Genomic DNA, 18,273 nt, shown 5'->3' with positions numbered 1-18,273 from the left:
TTGTATTTGGAGGGGAAACCTTCCTTGTACGAACAATTGGCTGACGCGGGATGGAGCAGTCCGGTAGCTCGTCAGGCTCATAACCTGAAGGTCACAGGTTCAAATCCTGTTCCCGCACCCAAAAAGCCCCCGAAGCCGAAAGGCTCCGGGGGTTTTCCTTTTTCTGCTTGTGCCCATGAGGCGATCCGGCCGGAGTGCGCCGCCTGCCTGCCGGCAAACCCCCAGACCCGGACGCCCCCGAAGCCGAATGGCTCCGGGGCCGCTTCCAGGACATGACCGCACCGGGGCCGGGCGCAAAAAAATGGCCCGCCGAAGCGGGCCATTCCGGATCCTGAGATCGAGGCTCAGACTTAGTCGTCTGCTTCGTCGCCGCGCAGGCGGTCAACCGGGGCGATCGTGCTGGCGAGCACGGCGCCGCCAGGGCCCGTAAGCCACTGAACTTCGACTTCGTCCGCGCAGTTGGCCACGTCGCCGCGCAGGCGGTAGTTGGCATAGGCGTTGTTTGCTTCGGCCACCGGCGCACCGTTGGTGACGGTGATATCCGTCGCGCCCGGGAAGCGCATGATGGCGCGGATTGTTCCGGTTGCGGCAGAAGCTGTCGAAATGCCGGCCGCGTTCACGGGCTGGTGGACCCAGCCGCGAACTTCGAGGCGATCACCGACATCGCAGCGGATGCGGAGAACCGAAATCTCGCGAATGCCTTTGTTCTTCAGCAGGTCGGCGCGGATGTCGCCGAGCTCGAAGGCCCAGTAGACGACTGCCTGTTCTGCAGGTGCGTCAACAGGGTGGATCGGCGTCTGCGAGAAGTAGCCTTCGCCGCCAAAGAGGGCGCCGTTGAGGTTTGCGCCCTGCAGGTTCAACTCGAACAGGCCGGCATCGACGATCGCATTGGCCGGAAGGCGCGGATCCTTGTTCGGAATGAACACGGGGCCAGTGGGGCCGTTGCCGCGGATGAAGTCGCCTTCATTGTTGCACTCGGCATTCGTGCACTTGGTCTCGGATACGACGCCGAGAACAACGTTCTCTGCGACATCCGTGAACACTTCCTGCGCCGTCACGACGCCCGTTGCCGGATCGACAACGCCGGTGACAATGACCGTCGCGCCGAGCACGCCCTTCGGATTGCGGCCATAGTAGGAATCGCCGCGGATCCAGTTGGTGACGTTGTAGCGTGCGCCAGCCGAGTTGCGGGCGTTCGATGCAAAGAGTTCGTCGCGCGTTTTGGTCGGCGTCACGAAGGCTGTATCGGGCGAAACGACAACCTTGGTGTTCATCACCGTCATGGTGCCATTGAAACCATCGGCGGCGACATAGCTGTTGAGCGGGCCTTCCAGCTCGACGACGACCTGCGCGTTCGCGGCTGCGAATACGCCTGTAAGCGCCACGGCGGATGCCGCAGCCAAAATAGTTTTCCTGAACATAGCGTCCCCTATTATCCTTTTAGAACCCAGACTGATCTTATGGCGCGCCAATATGTCCCACGACGCCCATGCTCTATAGAGACTCAATACTGAATTCGTCGCAAGTAAATTCGCGGCTTAGGGGATTTTACTTATATTACGGGGTTCTATTCAAAGAAGCAGCGGCTGAAGCAGCCAGACCGCGTAACCGCCAAGTGCGATCCATGGGCCGAAGGCGATGGCAGACTGGCCACTGAGCGGTGTGGATCTGCGGACGGAAAGCGCGAGGGCTGCAGCGATTCCCGAGAGCGACGCGATCAGGAGCACGGGCGGGATTCCTGTGATGCCGACCCAGGCGCCAATGGCGCCGAGCAGCTTTGCATCGCCCCGGCCGAGCCCGTCGCGCCCGCGCAGGCGGCGGTAGAGCGTTTCAACGCTCCAGAGCAGACCGAAGCCGAGGGCGGCGCCGGCGGCGTGAAGCGCCCAGTCGTCCGGGCGGGTGAGGGCGACCATCGCTGCGCCGAGGGTAAGCAGAGCCGCGTTGAGGCCGTCGGGCAGCAGGAAGGTGCGGAAGTCGATGGCGGCGAGGGCTAGCAGCAGCCAGCCAAAGGCGCAGGTGAAGAGGACGAGCCCGTCCGGTGCGAAGAAGACAGCGGCAGCGGCAATCAGCGCGCCGGCCATTTCGGTGGCGGGCGCGGACCAGCCGATGGGCGCGCGGCAGGTGCGGCAGCGACCACGCAGGGCGGCCCAGCTGAGAAGGGGCACGAGCTCATACCAGACGAGCGGACGTGAGCAGGCGGTGCAGCGCGAGCGCGGCATCATCCAGGCTTCCTCGCGCGCAAAGCGGGCGGCGGCGGCATCGATGGCGGAGCCGATGAGCAGGCCGGCGAGAATCAGGGTTACTCCGAGAAGTGTCATGCACCGTCTCGCGGCTGAGGCGCATTGGCTTGGCGCGGCGCGAAAAATGCGTATCTTTTGGCCGGGTGGGACAAGGACATATTGTGATGACACGCGATGCTCAGAGCCGCCGGGCGGACGCCGGCTTCAGCCTTATGGAACTGCTGGTGGCGCTTGTCATCCTGGCGCTGGTGATGGGCCTCGTGGCGCCGCGTGTGATCGGATACCTCAGCCGCGCGAAATCGCAGACGGCGGAAGCGCAGGTCAAGCATATGCAGGCTGCGCTCGACCTGTTCCAGATCGATGTGGGCCGTTACCCGACCGAAGGCGAAGGCCTTGAGGCGCTGATGACGCAGCCGCCGGGCGCGATCGGCTGGGCCGGGCCTTATCTGGATGAAGAGGCACTGCCGGCGGACCCGTGGGGCCGTCCCTATCTTTATACGTCTACGGAGGATGGGCTGCGGGTGCGCGTCTATTCCTTCGGGCGCGATGGCACCGAAGGCGGCAGCGGCGAAGATGCCGATGTGGGCCGTCCGGCCCGCACTCAGTAACACGGACGCAGCGCCGGGATGACGGCGCCGGCGGCGAGTGCAGGCTCCGGTCCCGCTACGCGTTCCTCGATCAGGCGGCGCAGGCCCGGCAGGGCGCGTTCCTCCGGGCCCAGGGTTGCGGCGCGGCCGGTGATGTAGCCGGAGGGCATCTGAACGATCACTTCGACGACGACCGGAATGGCGGTGAACGCGGCCCGGCCTTCGGCGGCGGCGTCCCAGGCATCATCTTCGAGCGTGATCCCGATGGCATTGCCGAGACCTTCGATGGCGGCGCGCACTTCGCGCGAGGCGTAGAAGGGATCGACCTGCACGGTGTGGGAATGCGCCGTGAGGTGCGGCAGGGCGGCAGCGAGCAATACGGATGGCAGGCCGGGAATTTCCGACAGCTCGCCCGTGCGATTGAAGGGGCGGTTGGCCGGGCCATAGGTGAGGCCCGCGGTGCGGTATTCAGCGAATTCCGCGCCGCCCGGACGCACGGACCCGTCACCGTCGCGGTAGTCCGCGATGCGTGCGGCATAGCCGGCAGCATCCGGCGCGCGGGCGCCAAGCGCGACGAAGAGGGCGGCGAGCGTTTCCTCCGGCGCGGCATTGATATCGATGAAGGCGGTGACCGGGCGCGCGTTGAGGAGCAGGCGGGCGCCGTCAATCTCGCAATGGATCGGGAATGCGGCCTGCGCGGGAATCGTCGCGTCGGCGAGACGGGCAAGCGCCATGCGCTGGCCGCTGTCGAGCAGGAGGCCGGCATTCAGGGAGTCGCGCAGGAGATTGCTCTCGCGGGCATCGAGATGGGCATCGCGGGCGATCAGCGCGCCGATGACGGCCATCAGGCCGACCGCCCAGACCACAAAGATGAGCGCGGCGCCCCGGTCCTGCGCCTTGCGCGCACCGGAGCGCCGCCGGATCATGAGGCGGTGTCTTCCGCAGGCACCACCGGCGCCTCGAGCGAGGTGCGCAGCACGAAGGCATCCTCGATGGATTTCATGCGGCGCACGAGATCATCGGTGACGACGAGCGAAGCGTCAGTAGAGCGCACGACACGGGGCGTAATCATTACCAGCAGCTCCGTGCGGCGCGCCTCGGTGGTTGTCGTCGTGAACAGCTTGCCGAGCAGTGGCACATCGCCGAGCAGCGGGATCTTGGTCTTCGTGTCGGACAGGCGCTCGCGCATCAGGCCGCCAAGGGCAATGCTCTGGCCATCGCGGACGGAGACAGACGTGGTGATGCGGCGCTGCTGGATGGTGGGCGAGTCGATACCGGAGCTTTGCGTGGCGACGACATCGCTGACTTCCTGGTCGATTTCCAGGATGACGAGGCCGCTTTCGTTCACGCGGGGCGTGACGTTGAGGATGATGCCGGTGTCCCGAAGTGAGACAGAGTTAACGATCGGCGCGTCGGGATTGGTGACCGAGACCGAGGACTGAGTGACGATCGGAACCTGATCGCCGACCTGCAGGGTGGCGGTGCGGTTGTCGAGCACCATCAGCGACGGCGCCGAGAGGATTTTCACGTCCGTCAGGCCGGCTACTGCGGAGAGCGCAGCGCGGCCGTCCTGGCCAGAGAACAGCACCGAGAAGCCGGGGAAGGTCTGCGCGACGGCGCCATTGTCCGCATTGCTGAAGCCGGCTGAAAACTCGCCGCTCTGGAAGAACCAGGTGAGGCCGTAGGAGAGGCTGTCGGTCAACGTCACTTCGGCAATCGTGGCTTCGAGGAAGACCTGATTGGCCATTGCATCGAGGCGCGAGATGGCGTTCTCGAGCACGCCGAACTGTTCGGCCGTGGCGAAGGCGACGATGGAATTGTTGGCGTCGTCCGCGATGATGCGGGCGGCCGGCGTGTTCTTGCTGCCGGCGCCGAGGGAGGCGCCGCCCAAGCTGGCGCCCGAGACGGAATCGCCAGTGGCATCGCTGGTGGCGGAGAAGACGGCATCGTCACCGGGGCGCAGGCCGTAAGAGGCGTTGCCGCCGGTTTCGCCGGCGAGTGCATCGGTGATGATCTGTGCAACCTCCGTAGCCGGACGGTTCTGGATCGGGATGACGTAGAGTTTCTGCCCGCCCTGGCCGCCGGTCTTGTCGAGACGTTCGATCCAGGCCTTGCCTTCGGCGATATAGTCCGGCTGCGGACTGACGAGCACAACCATGTTCAGACGGTCGAGCGGCACGAAACGCACGACACCGGCGAGCGGGCCGCCAGAGCCGGCGCCGAGGACGGTTTCGAGATCGGAGACGACCTGGCTGGGGCTGGAGAAGCCGACGGGTACGGCAGCGAAAGACATGCCGCGCATCCAGTTCACATCGAACACCGAGACGAGCTTTTCCGCTTCGGCGACAGCGGTCGGATTTCCTCGCAAAATCAAGAGATTGCGGACAGGATCGACTTCGGCAGTCAGCGTGCCGTCATTGCGGCTGGCGAAGATCTGCTTCAGCGCCTCGGCAGAGACATAGCGCGGCGAGATGATCTTGCTGCCCGCGCCGCCGCCGGCAACGTTCGAGGCCTGGCCAGCGCCCACGACGCGGTAGAAGCCGCCGCCATCGACGAGCTGCGCGCCGCGGCTGGCAAGGACGCTTTCGAGCAGGCGCAGGGCGCCGTCGCGCGTGACCGGGCGGCTCGTCTGCAGGGTGACTTCCCCGGTGAGCGGGGTTTCGATGACATAGTTCTCGCGCAGAATATCGCCGAGGACCTGCTGCACGGCGTCGGCCACCGGCACAGCGTTGAGATTGATCGTGATGGTGCCGCGCCCGGCGCCGGCGCCGGCATCCTGTGCGCCGGTGAGATGTGCGGGTGTGCCGATGATTTCAAATCCGCCTTCCGGCGTGGCGCGCACTTCGGTGATCTCAGCGGCGTCGTCCGGCGCGGCTGGTTTGTATACGGAAGAGGGCGGCGGCGTGAGTGGCAGGCCGTAGGTCGGCTTGGGCTGTCCGTAGGTCGTCGTCGTCGTGCAGGCGGCGAGCGCAAGCGATGCGGCTCCGCTCAGCAGGATGCCCCGAAGGCCCTTCATCGCTGGTTGTGTCGTTGTCATGTCACCCATTCCCACATTCTGTCGTTCTGGGGGTTCTGTTAACGATCCGGGTAGAGAAGGAGCGTCGTCCTGTACCCCCCCCTTGAGAGAACGACCCGGTCGGATCGCACGCTTTCAAGGGTCCACCCGTCGATATCAGTTCCCCGGTTCACCCATTCGATGTCGCCCTCGACATCCCGCATCAGGGATGCACGGGCCATGCCATTCGCCATGACCACGCCTTTCAGGCGGAATGGGGCGACTGTTGCGGTCTCGGCAGAACTGGCGGCGCCGGCGTCGGCGGCGGCCAGGTGGGGTTTGCGGTCGGGGTGGAAAAGCGGTTTGTCGGCGGAGGCGCGTTCGCGGTCCGGCAGCGAGGTCAGGGCCGGCAGATCCGGCGCCGCAAGCGTGGGCTGGACCAGGGCCGGCGCATCGGACTTTCCGACCGAACCGGTTGTCAGAAGGGTTAACGCCAGAAGTAAAAATGCACAGATTCCCGCAAGGAATGCGGAAACAACAGCCGTTGGTGCACGGACGAAACTCATAACTCTACTCCTCACTCCTCACTGAGTGCGTAAGCGTAAACATCCAGCCTGAGCTGCAGCATGGGCGCGGTTTCCTCGCCTGCAACCCGGCTCCCTGTCGAGGCGAGCTGGATATTCGCCTCACGCACGAACAGGCGGGGATTGGCATGATCGAGCGCGAACAGCGTGTCGTCGAGCTGGCGCTGGCTGGCGACGGCGACAATGCGCACACCGGCTTCGCGCAGGTTGCCGGTGCGGCGGGTGTCGAGCGGCTGGACGCTCTTGAGATCGGCGCCGGCATTGTCGAGTATGCGCCGGACCATCGCCTGAACGCTGGCGGCGGCCTGTGCGTCGGTGGAGGCGGGCAGGGCAATCGCGCCGGCGCGGACGGCGGCAGACGGGTCTTCGATGGCGGCACGCATCACATCGCCCGAAGCAGCAATGCCGCGCCAGCGGGCGAGTTCGGCCTCGCTCTTGCGGATGGCTTCCTGCTTGCCGGTCACGATATCAGAGACCGGCGCGGCAACGCCGAGCCCGAGAATGGCGAGGGCGGCAACCAGCAGGCTAACGGCGATGAGGCGCTGGCGGTTTTGGGGAAGGCCGTAGAGGTTCATCCGTTGTCCTCCTTTTCGGAGGCCGGTGCGGGCGGTGCGACGTCTTCCTGTTCGAGCATCAGCTCGATGCGGAAACGATCCGCATTCAGACGATTGTCCCGCGCCATGGAAGAGACGACGCGCGCGCTGGTAACGCCGGGAATGGCCTCGAGATTCGAGACCAGACTGTCGGAGGAGCGCGACAGGCCGACGAGGGAAATCTGCTTGCCGTCATAGGCGAAGCCTTCGAGCCAAGAGTCCTGCGGGATCGCATCGGCCACTGCATCGAGCAGCACGGAGAAGCGCAGCGGGCTGGAGGTGCGCCGTTCGATCAGGCGGATGGCTTCGACCCGGGCAAGGGCTTCGCGCTGGAGGGCGAGCACGCTGCTGGCCTCGGCGCGGACAGCTGCGCTTTCGGTCTCAAGCGTCTTCAGCTTGCGGTCCATCGCCATCAGCCCGAGCGTTCCGGTAAGCGCGGCGAGAACAAGTGCGGCGAGGGCGAGGCCCCGGTTCAGGGAGGGCAGGAAGGCGTCGCTGCGGGCGCGCTGGCGTTCCGGTAGAAGGTTGAAACCACTGGGTTTTCCGTCAGGTCCGGCGATGTCGATGCCGGCGAGGTCAATGCGGTTGGCGCTGGCGAGATCGACAAGTTCGGCGACCCGATCTCGCTTGACGAGGGCCTGCTCGGCGAGGATCTGGCCGCCTTCGGCGCTGCCAGGGAGTATGCGGCAATCGTCATGGACCTCATCAATCTCGAACGGCGTGTCGGCCGCGATTTGGAGGCGCAGGGCATTGCGCAGGTGTTGTTCGGAAGTTGCGGGCAGGCGGCGCTGGCGCAGGAAGGCTTCCTCGGGCGGCAGCAGGGCCAGTACATCGCCGGAGCGAACTTTTGACCGTGCACTCCCGCTTTCGGCGAGTGTGCCGACAGGTTGTCCGTTGTCAGAGTAAACGACGAACGTGTCGCCCTCGCGCCGGATGATCACCCATTTGCGGTTTGGTATGAAAGCGGCCTTCAGCCAGGCGGGTAAAATGCTGGCGAGGGTGGAGCCCCACCACACGAAAAACTCTTTCGCCGTCATCGCCTTGCCGGCGGACGTGCGATCGTTTGCCGGGGAAAGTCCCTGGTCGAGCGGCATTTCTGGTCCCCACACCAACCGCTCTGTCCCTTGAGCGGCCAAGTATCCGTCTATAGTCGGCGCAAATGAAGAGCTGTCAATTCTTGTGCTTTGCGATCTGCAGTCTTCGTGATGTTATGCAAGTGGCACACCAAATGCTTGCTTAGGGTGGCAGACAGGGTGCGCTGAGTAGTGTGGGGACATTGCAGGCATGAAGACGCAAGCGAAACCGGGCGCGGCGCGGCCCACTGATGGCCGGGCTGCCATATGGCCGGTGCTCGGAGAAACGCTGGTTGCACGCAAGCATCTGAACGATGCGAAGCTCTCGCGCGCAATGGCATCGGTGCAGAAAACCGGCGAACCGCTGCCCTCTGTTCTCGTCAAGCTTGGTCTCTGCCCGGAGGATGTTGTCGCGGCAACCCTCGCCGAGGTACTGGGGCTGCAGCACGCAAAACTCTCGGGAACATCGAGGATTCCGGCCGATCTGGCCGGCCTGCGTCCGCGTTTCCTGCTGGATACCAATGTCGTTCCGCTGTCGGTTTCGGACGGCTCGGTCGTTCTGGCGATGGCCGATCCGCTGGACGACGAAGCGGCGAATGCGGTGGCTTACAAGACCGGGCTGCAGGTGACACGGGCCGTAGCGACGCGCTCCGACATCCGCGCCTGGCTCTCCGCCATCCGCCCCGGACAGGATACAGTCGCCGATGAGGCGAGTGTTTCAGTTTCAGACAATGACATTGAACGGCTGATCGATCTGGCGCGCGGCGCGCCTGTGATCCGCTGGGTCGAAGACGTGCTGGCGATGGCAGTTGAGGCGAAGGCGTCCGACATTCATATCGAGCCGGAGCGGGACCATGTGCGTGTGCGCATGCGGCTGGATGGGGCGATGTCACCGGTCAGCCTGCCGGTGGAGGGCACGCCGGAAGCAGTCGTCTCGCGTATCAAGATCCTGGCGAAACTGAACATTGCCGAGCGCCGCCTGCCGCAGGACGGACGCATCCGCACCGCCGTTCGCGGGCGCGACATTGACCTGCGTGTCGCAACTATGCCGAGCCTGCACGGCGAAACGGTGACGCTGCGCCTGCTCGACCAGTCGGCGGCGCACCTCGATTTCCCGGCGCTCGGTATGTCGGATCATGCCCTAGGCCGGCTCAAGGACGCAATTGCGAAGCCGAACGGCATCACGCTCGTCACCGGCCCGACGGGCAGCGGCAAGACGACGACGCTGTATGCGGCCTTGCGCCACCTCATGAGCCCGCAGGTCAAGTTCATGTCGGTGGAAGACCCGGTGGAATATGAAATTCCGGGTGTGTCGCAGATCCAGGTGAAGCCGGAGATCGGCATGACCTTCGCGCGGGCGCTTCGCTCCGTGCTGCGGCATAACCCGAACGTCCTGATGATCGGCGAGATCCGCGATCTTGAATCCGCCTCTATCGCCGTCGAGGCGGCGCTGACAGGCCATATGGTGCTGTCGACCATCCACACCAACAATGCGCCGGCGACCATCACGCGCCTGCTCGAAATGGGCATCGAGGATTATCTCGTGGCCAGCACGGTGAATGCGATCTCGGCGCAGCGGCTGGTGCGGCTGCTGTGTGACAAGTGCAAGCGCGCCGAAGCGCCGCCTGCGGCCCTGCAGGCGAAACTTGCGCCGCTGGCCGGAAACGCTTTCCGCACGAACTGGTGCGCGCCGGTGGGCTGCGAGCATTGCCGCGGCACGGGCTATCGCGGGCGCATGAGCCTGGCAGAGATCATGCCGATGTCGCCCGCCATTGAAGCGGCGATCACCGAGAAAGCCCCGGAGAGCCGCATTCGTGCAATCGCCCGCGAGGAGGGGATGCTGACCTTGTTCGAGGAAGGCGTGCGCGCCGCAGCAGAGGGCAAGACCTCGCTGGCGGAGGTTTATGCCGTGATCGGAATGGGCGCGTCCTGATGGCCCGCTACCGCTACCGTGCCTACCGGGCGGATGGCCGCGTCGTGGCTGACGTGGTCGCTGCCGGTTCGGAATCGGATGCGGTCCGGGAACTGATGACGCAGGGGCTGACGCCGTTCGAGATTTCGGATGCCGCGGCTTCCGGAAGCGCAGCGGGGGGCCGGGGCGGGAAACTGCCCGCGCGGGTGCTTTCGGGCTTCTGCCGGAACCTCGCCTCCATGCTTGCAGGCGGTCTGCCGCTGGATGAAGCGTTGAAACTGCTGGCGGAGGATCCGGAAGACCGCAGCGGGGCGCGCCTTGCGGCGAACCTGCGCAGCGGGGTGCTGAGCGGCCAGTCGCTGGCCGAGGCAATGGCAAGCCTGAAGGCGCCGCCGCCGGATTATGTGATCGGTCTTGTCCGCGCAGGCGAGGAAGGCGGCTCCACCGTGCCGGTGCTCAACCGTCTGTCCGTTTCCATCGAAAACGAGATGCGCCTGACGGAGGCGATCCGCGGCGCGCTGATCTATCCGGTGATCCTGCTGATCACGTCGCTGATCTCCGTCGGCGTCATCCTGCTGGTCGTTGCGCCGGCGCTGGAGCCGGTGCTGGCAGCATCAAGCACGGGAGCGCCAGCCTCGGCGGAGGTGCTGATGGTGGCCTCGCGCTGGCTGCGCGGGAGCTGGCCGGTGTTACTGATTGCGCCGCTGGTGATCTGTCTGCTGGCGATGAGCTGGTCGCGCACGGGCAGCGGCAGGCGCTGGCTTAGCGGGTTTGCGCTGAAGCTGCCGGTGATCGGCCCGCTGGTGCGCGATATGGAATCGGCGCGCTGTCTCGCCTCGCTCTCGGCGCTTCTCGAGAACGGCGTCAGCCTGGTTCCAGCGATGGAGATTGCGGGCCAGGGCGCGCGCAATCCGCTGGTGAAGGATGCGCTGGACCGTGTCGCGGGCGAGGTTCGGGTCGGTGTGCGCTTGTCGGATGCGATTGCGGCCGATGGGTTCCTGCCGGCCGTGGCGGCGCAGCTGGCAGCTGTCGGGGAACGTTCCGCCGACATGGCTGGCCAGCTCGGGCAGGCGGCAACGCTGCTCGAAACCCGAAGCCAGCGGCGGATTTCCACACTGACGACCATTGCGGCGCCGGTGATGACGCTGATGCTCGGCGTGCTCATCGGCGGCATCGTGCTGACGCTTCTCAGCGCCATCATGAGCGTCAACGATCTGGCGGTCTGACGATGGCCGGCGCGGGTCATCCTTTCAGGCGCGAGGCAGGTTACTCCCTGATGGAGCTGCTTGTGGCGCTGACCATTCTGGCGCTGGCGATGGGCGTCGTGTCGTTGTCTGTCAGCCGCCGCAGCCCGGCATTCGAAATGCGCCGGACCGCTTCCGAAACCGTAAGCCTTGTGCGTGAGGCCCGGCTTACGGCGCAGTCCACGGGCCGGGCGGCGCGGATCGTCTTCGATGCCGAGGCGCGGCGGATCACCGGACCGGGAGAGGCGTCAGTGACCGTGCCAGAGGGTATAGAGACCAGCCTCGTCTCCTCGGCATCAGCGGGTCCGTCCGCGATTATCTTTTTTCCGGATGGCTCTTCGACCGGCGGGAAACTGACGCTCGAAATTCTCGGGCGGCGCGAGACCGTGACCGTCGACTGGCTCACCTCGCAGGTGGAGCGGGAGGTTGCCGGATGAACGCGCGCGGCTTCACCCTGATGGAAACGCTGGTCGCGCTGGTTGTGTTCAGCCTGTCCTGTACGGCGCTGATGGAGCTCTATTCCCAGACGGCCCGCTCACGGGCGGCGCACGAGTCGCTTATCGGGAGGATGGAACGGGCAAGGGCGCTGATGCTGGAAACGGACATGCAGCGCAGTTTCGAAGCCTCGCGCTCGGGTGTCGATGCGAACGGTCTGCGCTGGCAGGTGCGGATGGAGCCGCTCTCGCCGCAGCTTGTGCGCGTGACGGTCGAGGTTGTGGACCGGGCCGGGCGGACACAGCGGCTGGATACCCTGCGCCTGCCATCAGAGCTGGGGATGGAGCCATCGCCATGAACCGGACGCGCCGCCGGCAAGCCGGCTTCAGCCTGCTTGAAATGATGGTGGGCCTCACCCTGCTGGCACTGATCTTGGTCGCCGTCACACAGTCCGTGCGCACAGGCCTGCGCATGTGGCAGGCAGCAGAATCCAATGACGCGATGGCGGAGTGGCAACAGACCGAGCGGTTGCTGGAACACTGGCTCTCCCGTGCCCTGCCGCCCAACGCCTATGATACAGACAGCAACGTGATCTTTGAGCATACGCCGGCCGGCTTGCGCTTTCTGGTGGACGGCGAAGTTGGCCGCAAACCGGCGGGATATTCGCGGATATCATTGCAGGCAGCGGACAATCCGGCCTGCCGCGACCGGCAGGATCTGGTGCTGACCTGGGAGGATGTCGCCTTTGCTGCCAACTTTGCGCCTTCGGCCAGTGATCGCCGGGTCATTATGGAATGCGCGGATGCGATCTCTTTTGAATATGACCGCGGTGTTGCATTGCCGCCGGAAATGGAAATGCAGGCCAGTATCGCGCTGAGCAAAGAGCTGCCGCGAATCGTCAGGATTCGTGTGACACGGGATGGCGTGACGAAAGTTCTCGCGGCGAGGTTACTGTATGCGCGCTGAAGTCGTGCACTTTCCGCAACGGTAAACTCCCGAACTACTGATCAAATCAGGAGCATTCCTGAGCGATATACCGGCAATACTAGTATTGACGCGAAAAATGCCAAGTTTCGCCGTATTTGCTGTGGACGGCCCCTCAGGTGTGACTTATACAGACAGAGTGCTCGGATCGGGACAATCCGTGTACGGCTTTCTTTTATAACGTCACTTTTTTGGGAGGGGGACGTGTTGGGTGGGATTTCAAAGCTGGCCGTCGGGCTGGCTGTGTGCGTATTTAGCGCCATTTCTCTTGCTTTTGATGCAAACGCGCAGCTTCCGGTGTGCAGCCGGACGGTGAAAGCCGACGTTGTCGCGCTGGACCAGCCGCTGATGTTCAACCGCCTCGGTGCGCAGAACGTCAACGGCATGATCTATGCCCTGCGCTCGGATGTTGTGAACCGCAGCAATGGCAAGCCGGAGGCGAATGGCGGGGTTCTGAGCCCCGGCAACGTGACGCTCCGCAAGGACAAACGCCCGCGCCCCATCGTGCTGCGTGTCCGCGAAGGCGATTGCCTCGAAGTGAACTTCACCAACCTGCTCAGCGCCCAGCACAACCCGTTCAACGCCAACCCGCCTGTCATGACGATCAATGACCAGGTGGCTGAGCGCCGCGCCGGCTTCACGCCGCTCGGCATGAGCGCGCTCACATCCTCGCTCGACACGTCGGCCTATGTCGGCAAGTCGGCAAACTCGCTGGCCGCCCGCGGCGAGACCAAGACCTACCGCTTCTATGCGGACAATGAAGGCGCACACCTCGTCCTGTCACATGCCGTGACGTTTGGCGGTGAAGGCACCGCCGGCAACACGTCCAACGGCCTGTTTGGCGTTGTCGTCGTCGAGCCTGCCGGGGCGAATTTCTATCGCAGCCAGGTGACCGAAGAAGACATGCGTCTGGCGACCATCGGAACCACGCCGGGCGGTCATCCGATCATCAATTACGAGGCGCGCTATCCGAACCGGAATCCCTGGAAACAGGAAGGCAAGGCTGGCAAGCCGATTCTCAACATGCTCGATGTCAATGGCTCGAGCATCCAGACGGTTTCGGCGGACATCAACGCCATCATTTCCGGGCCCAATCCGGACGGGTCTTTCCCGGCCTCGACATACCCGCTTGAAAACCGGGGTGAGCGCAACCCGGCCCTGCCGAACCGGCTGGAGCCGTTCCGCGAATTCATCGCGCTGTTCAACGACGAAACGGTGACCAAGCAGGCCTTCCCGTTCTGGTTCGAAGACCCGGTGTTCGAGCATACCCTGCACGGCGTCGGCGACGGGTTCATGATCAACCAGGGCTCCGGCGGCGTCGGCTCCACAGTGATCGCTAACCGGCTTGGTGTTGGCCCGGCTGCGGACTGCCTGAGCTGTTCGTATGAAGAGTTCTTCCTGTCCTCGTTTGCCATCGGCGATCCCGCGATGCTGGTCGATATCCCAGCCAATGCGGGCCTCGAATTCTGCACGCCGCAGCCCGGCGACCCCTTCTGCGAGCGCGATCCGACGATCCGCGCGACCTATGCGAAGTACCCGGATGATCCGGCGAACGTGCAGCATTCCTACATCAACGACTTCGTGAAGTTCCGGAACCTGCATGCCGGCCCGAAGGAGCACCACGTCTTCCACCTGCACAACCACCAGTGGCTGTCGGACCCGGATGACGACAATTCCAATTACATGGACGCGCAGGGCATCGGCCCGGGCGGCGCGTATTCCTACGAAATCGCTTTCGGTGGTTCGGGCAACCGCAACAAGTCGGCCGGCGATGCGATCTATCACTGCCACTATTACCCGCATTTCGCGCAGGGCATGTGGGCGCTCTGGCGCAATCATGACACCTTCCAGAAAGGCACCGTGCTGGATGTGGCTGTCGGCGCTGACGGTTATCACAAGGACGCATTCGCTCTGGAGCGCGGCAAGCCCGCATCCGGCGCGCGCGCGCTGCCGGATGGCGAGATCATCGTGGGCACACCGATTCCGGCCATCGTGCCGCTGCCGGGCAAGCCTCTGCCGCCGATGCCGGGCCGCGTCTTCATCGCCGCGGTCGACAAGAACAATGACGGCCTCGCCGATTCCAGCCAGGCGGTGATTGACCGCACGGATACAAGTCCGGCACTCGTTGATACGCGCCCTGTGCTTGCTTCGCTCAACCCGGCAGATCCGGCGAACCAGCTGAACCCGACGGGCCTGAAGAATCCGGGCTTCCCGTTCTGGATCGGCGGCATGGAAGGCGGCGTCGGCCAACGCGCGCCCTCGCCGCCGCTCGACATGGCGCCGAACCCGTCCAACCCCAATTCCGGTGGCTGGGATGGCGGTCTGCCGCGCCACTACCTCGACGGCTATGCGGTTGGCGGTATCACCGACCAGCACCAGACCCGGTTCTCGTTCGAGAAGCACATCCTGAAAGCCAAGCCGAAATATATCAGCGAGTATGGCAACGATGTTGAGCGCGCAGCCATGGCCTTCCACGCCCGCCGCCAGCATCCGACATTCCGCCAGTTGCTGAACGGCACGGTTCAGCCGGCCTCATACATCACGAACGGCGCGCTGCCGCAGCCAGGCTCCCCCTTCTTCGAGCCCTGCATGGATGATGAAGGCACGGTCTTCAACACAGGCGCGCTCGGCAAGTTCTTCTCGGGCACGGCAGGCGGGCTTGCGAACACGTTCACGGCGGCGTTCGGCGCGGACAATCCGCGCGTCTACAAAGGCGCAAACATCCAACTCGATGTCGTCTTCAACAAGCTCGGCGATCACTTCCCTCAGCAGCGTATCATCACGCTCTGGGAAGATGTGGCCCCGACGCTTGCCAAGACCCGTCCGCCGGAGCCGTTCGTGTTCCGTCTGAACTCGTACGACTGTGCGATGTATTACCAGACGAACCTGATCCCCGAATTCTACTATGTCGACGACTATCAGGTGACGACGCCGACCGACATTATCGGCCAGCACATCCACCTTCCGAAATGGGACCTCGTTTCGGCAGATGGCGCGGCAAACGGCTGGAACTATGAGGACGGCGTGCTGGGCGCAGATACCGTCCGTCACCGGATCGAGGCGATCAACCGCTACACGCTGGAAGAAGGCACCGGCGACCCGCTGCTGACGCCGAAGGCGCACCCCTTCTTCGGGGCAGGCCCGGGCGGCAAGTATCTGGGTGCCCGCACGATGATCCAGCGCTGGTTCATCGATCCGCTGCACAATCTGGAAGGACGCGATCGCGGTCTTGGCGTGACCTTCACGCACGACCATTTCGGCCCCTCGACGCACCAGCAGGTCGGCCTGTACGCTACCCTGCTCGTGAACCCGGCGGGTTCGGTGTGGAAACACAACGAAACCGGCGAGCCGATGTACACCCGCGCCGACGGTGGCCCGACGTCCTGGCAGGCGATGATCCTGTCCGGCGATATCGATGGCGACGGCTCCGATGATTCCTACCGGGAATTCTATCTCGCGGCCCAGGACTTTGCGCACGCCTACAATGCCAACGCATGGACCGGCGTGAACGCGTCCGGTATGCCGGCGCCGCCGAACGAGGATTCCTTCCGCTTCGCGCTGAACCCCTCGCACCGGCAGTCGGCCGCCTTCCCGGATGCCGTTCGCATTCATGCAATCTGCCCCGGCGGTGTGCCGCGGCCCTGCCCGGAAGCGGTGTCTGCGGCGGATATCGGCACGTTTGTGATCAACTATCGCAACGAGCCTGTCGGCTACCGCGTGTATGATCCCAACCGGAACGGTCCGGATGGCAAGCCCGGCGCGCAGGCGCATGGCCTGGCCGGCGATCTTGCCTATGCCCTGCAAACGCGGACGGATCGCAAGATCCCGCAGCTCAACACGAAGACCGGCTCGACGCCCTATCCGTTGCTGACGAAGGATATCCGCAATGGCGACCCCTTCACGCCGATCCTGCGCACAATTGCGGGCGATATCGTCCGTGTAAAGATCATGGCAGGTGCCCACGAACATGAGCACACAGCTGTTGTTCATGGCGTGAAATGGCTTAGCGGCGGGTCGGCCTTCGGCACAAGCGAAAATTCCGGCTGGCGTTCGGCGCTGCAGGTCGGTCTCTCCGAAAAGGCGTCGTTCTCGACGAACATCTTCGGCGATGTCGACCAGGCCTCGGCTGAATCGGATTACCTGTACGCCTGGGATGCGTCGCAGGAAGGTCTGTGGACCGGCACATGGGGCGTTGTGCGCTCCTATGATGTGTCACGCGCCGACCTGGCCTCGCTACCGAACAACCCACGGACATCACCGATCACGATCAGCAACCGCAGCAGCTTCAACGGCGTCTGTCCGAAAACAGCGCCAGTCCGCAGCTATGACATCACGGCGGTGTCCGTGAACCAGGTGATCAAGACGCCGTTCACGACGTCGATCATTCCGGGGGATTCCTCGGCTGTCATGCATGTTGGTGGTCCGCTGGATCCGAATGGCGGGACGCTGCGGTACAATACCCGCACGACCCAGCTGTCGAACGGCATGCGCGGCCCGCTGCACGATCCGACGGCGCTCGTCTATGTTCCGACGGCGGATCTCCGGAAGGATATTGTGACAACGGCAGACCAGGCCGCATGCGCCAACAGGTTTGGCGGTGTGGAGAATCCTGACTGTCCGGTGAAGCTGCCGAACCAGTACAAGTTCGAGCCGGTCAGCATCCGCGCGGCTGCAGGTGAGTGTGTCGAGGTGACGGTGCGCAACCGCCTGCCGGAAAATGTGCCGGACCTCGCAAGCTATGTGATGCAGCACTACACGGTGATCCGTGACCGGGATGACCCGCGGGGTTACACCACCTTCAACAACAACCTGATCAAGGCCTCCAGCCATGTCGGTCTGCATACGCAAAAGGTCGAGTATGACATCTCGCGCGATGATGGCGTGAACGTCGGCATCAACCCGGTGCAGACCGTGGCGCCGCGCAGCTCGCGCACCTATCGCTACTTTGCCGGCGACCTTGAACTTGCTCCGCGTGCCTACAGCACAGGGAAAGGCAAGTCCGGGGCCTATGGCGCGCTCTACGGCAACACCTTCGAGCTGGTGGCACGCCCGGTGGAATTCGGCGCGATGCCGATCTTCCCGGCGGACTATATCAAGCAGGGCCAGAAGGGCCTGATCGGTGTGATGACGATCCTGCCGCAAGGCTCGACCTTCACGCTCGATGAGGGCACCACGGCGCAGGCAACCGTCACCATGCCCGGCGGCCAGCAGTTCCGTGACTTCTCGATGGTGTTCCAGAAGGCGGTGAACCTGCGGTACCGCGATGGCACACCCGTCGAGAATATCGCGGGCGAAGGCCCCGGCGTTCCGGAAGATGCCCATGATGCCGGCGGTGCGGCGATCAACTTCGCCACCGAACCGCTCTGGTTCCGCTTCGGCTTCCCGGCCGGCGCTGACTGGGGCTTCGGCGATACCGGCGGCGGAGATGCGCATGCCGGAGCGGGAGATCCGTTCGGTCATGAAGAAGGCGCCCTGCAGGCACCGACAGGTCCTGGCCTTGCCTCTATCAACAACGCTTTCCGCGCCTATTCCAACGTCATGACAGGCGGCAATGATCCGGAAACCCCGGTCTTCAAGGCCCGCCCTGGCCAGGAAATGCGGTTCCGAGTGGCGATTCCGAGCGGCT

General features: G+C 64.4%; 14 protein-coding genes and 1 tRNA gene. 8 read left to right on the top strand and 7 right to left on the bottom strand.

Annotation, left to right across the window (positions count from 1 at the left end; translation table 11 throughout):
• Positions 1-44: 44 nt before the first annotated feature.
• A tRNA-Met gene (locus tag ACK4TE_RS14595) sits at positions 45-121 on the top strand.
• 229 nt (positions 122-350) lie between these two features.
• On the opposite strand, the gene ACK4TE_RS14590 is transcribed toward ACK4TE_RS14595, so the two are convergent.
• Positions 351-1,403 carry a hypothetical protein gene (locus tag ACK4TE_RS14590; RefSeq protein WP_409912265.1) on the bottom strand — a complete coding sequence of 351 codons (1,053 nt, stop codon included), beginning with the start codon at positions 1,401-1,403 and terminating at the stop codon, positions 351-353.
• A 168-nt stretch (positions 1,404-1,571) separates the two neighbouring features.
• Entirely contained in the window at positions 1,572-2,318 is a 747-nt protein-coding gene (locus tag ACK4TE_RS14585; protein ID WP_409912264.1) for a prepilin peptidase, read from the bottom strand.
• 86 nt (positions 2,319-2,404) lie between these two features.
• Between ACK4TE_RS14585 and gspG the strand changes: the two genes are divergently transcribed.
• On the top strand, positions 2,405-2,848 hold the full coding sequence (gspG, locus tag ACK4TE_RS14580) for a type II secretion system major pseudopilin GspG (protein ID WP_409912263.1): 444 nt from the start codon (positions 2,405-2,407) through the stop codon (positions 2,846-2,848).
• Here gspG and ACK4TE_RS14575 read toward each other — a convergent pair.
• From ACK4TE_RS14575 to ACK4TE_RS14555, 5 genes are read right to left on the bottom strand one after another with little or no spacing between them, the layout of a single operon-like run.
• Entirely contained in the window at positions 2,842-3,753 is a 912-nt protein-coding gene (locus ACK4TE_RS14575) for a general secretion pathway protein GspK (protein WP_409912262.1), read from the bottom strand. The two genes, gspG and ACK4TE_RS14575, sit on opposite strands and share 7 nt — an antisense overlap.
• Positions 3,750-5,864: a type II secretion system secretin GspD gene (gspD, locus tag ACK4TE_RS14570; protein WP_409912261.1), complete on the bottom strand. Its 2,115-nt coding sequence runs from the start codon at positions 5,862-5,864 to the stop codon at positions 3,750-3,752. The genes ACK4TE_RS14575 and gspD overlap by 4 nt, the downstream gene beginning before the upstream one ends.
• A gap of 38 nt (positions 5,865-5,902) precedes the next feature.
• The gene (locus tag ACK4TE_RS14565) at positions 5,903-6,388 is read right to left on the bottom strand and encodes a hypothetical protein (RefSeq protein ID WP_409912260.1); all 486 of its coding nucleotides are present in this window, start codon (positions 6,386-6,388) and stop codon (positions 5,903-5,905) included.
• Between the two features lie 11 nt (positions 6,389-6,399).
• Complete coding sequence (gene gspM / locus ACK4TE_RS14560; protein ID WP_409912259.1) at positions 6,400-6,981, bottom strand: type II secretion system protein GspM; 582 nt, start codon at positions 6,979-6,981, stop codon at positions 6,400-6,402.
• Positions 6,978-8,093, bottom strand: coding sequence for a PilN domain-containing protein (locus tag ACK4TE_RS14555; RefSeq protein WP_409912258.1), 1,116 nt, complete (start codon positions 8,091-8,093; stop codon positions 6,978-6,980). The genes gspM and ACK4TE_RS14555 overlap by 4 nt, the downstream gene beginning before the upstream one ends.
• A 190-nt stretch (positions 8,094-8,283) precedes the next feature.
• Here ACK4TE_RS14555 and ACK4TE_RS14550 point away from each other — a divergent pair, with 190 nt between their 5' ends.
• From ACK4TE_RS14550 to ACK4TE_RS14525, 6 genes are all read left to right on the top strand, one after another.
• Positions 8,284-10,005 (top strand): GspE/PulE family protein, encoded by a 1,722-nt coding sequence (locus ACK4TE_RS14550; protein WP_409912257.1) that lies wholly within the window; start codon positions 8,284-8,286, stop codon positions 10,003-10,005.
• Positions 10,005-11,210 (top strand): type II secretion system F family protein, encoded by a 1,206-nt coding sequence (locus ACK4TE_RS14545; protein WP_409912256.1) that lies wholly within the window; start codon positions 10,005-10,007, stop codon positions 11,208-11,210. The genes ACK4TE_RS14550 and ACK4TE_RS14545 overlap by 1 nt, the downstream gene beginning before the upstream one ends.
• 2 nt (positions 11,211-11,212) lie before the next feature.
• Entirely contained in the window at positions 11,213-11,665 is a 453-nt protein-coding gene (locus ACK4TE_RS14540) for a GspH/FimT family pseudopilin (RefSeq protein WP_409912255.1), read from the top strand.
• A complete protein-coding gene (locus tag ACK4TE_RS14535) occupies positions 11,662-12,021 on the top strand; it encodes a type II secretion system protein J (protein ID WP_409912254.1) in 360 nt (119 codons plus the stop codon). Before ACK4TE_RS14540 ends, ACK4TE_RS14535 begins: the two co-directional genes overlap by 4 nt.
• The gene (locus tag ACK4TE_RS14530) at positions 12,018-12,629 is read left to right on the top strand and encodes a type II secretion system protein J (RefSeq protein ID WP_409912253.1); all 612 of its coding nucleotides are present in this window, start codon (positions 12,018-12,020) and stop codon (positions 12,627-12,629) included. The genes ACK4TE_RS14535 and ACK4TE_RS14530 overlap by 4 nt, the downstream gene beginning before the upstream one ends.
• A 330-nt stretch (positions 12,630-12,959) precedes the next feature.
• A partial coding sequence (locus ACK4TE_RS14525; protein WP_409912252.1) for a hypothetical protein occupies positions 12,960-18,273 on the top strand: 5,314 nt, incomplete at its 3' end.

Origin of the sequence: Hyphomonas sp. (genome assembly GCF_046313975.1) — a bacterium.
Taxonomy (GTDB): domain Bacteria; phylum Pseudomonadota; class Alphaproteobacteria; order Caulobacterales; family Hyphomonadaceae; genus Hyphomonas.
This window is presented reverse-complemented; position numbering and strand designations above follow the sequence as displayed.